The sequence below is a fragment of the Mycobacterium sp. NGS17 genome (genome assembly GCF_059813205.1).
Genome location: NZ_JCALED010000051.1, coordinates 1 through 324, shown reverse-complemented (window position 1 = coordinate 324; position 324 = coordinate 1). Strand labels below are relative to the sequence as shown.

At 69.4% G+C, this 324-nt stretch carries 1 protein-coding gene; it reads right to left on the bottom strand.

Annotated features, from left to right (window positions below):
• On the bottom strand, window positions 1-324 hold a 324-nt coding region (locus tag AC5Y7E_RS24310; protein WP_499950966.1), incomplete at both ends, for an AMP-binding enzyme.

Here is a 324-nt window from a genome sequence, read left to right as displayed (position 1 = left end):
TTCGAAGAACGAGTCCTCCACCCCGACCCGCTCCAGGCCCAACACGTCGGCGTAAATCCCAGCCAAGACCTCCTCGGTGGCCGTGGAGGGGGCGCGGTAGTGCTCGGTGGTGGTGTAGTCCGGGGCGGGCAGCGCGCGGGTGTCGAGTTTGCCGTTAGCGGTCAACGGCAGTGCCTCCAGGGCGATGACCGCGGCCGGGATCATGTAGGCCGGCAGGTGTTCGGCCAAGGCGCTACGCAGGGTTGCCGGGTCGGCGGTGCCGGTGATGTAGCCGACCAGGCGTTTGGCCCCGGGTTGGTCTTCGCGGGCGAGCACCACCGCCTG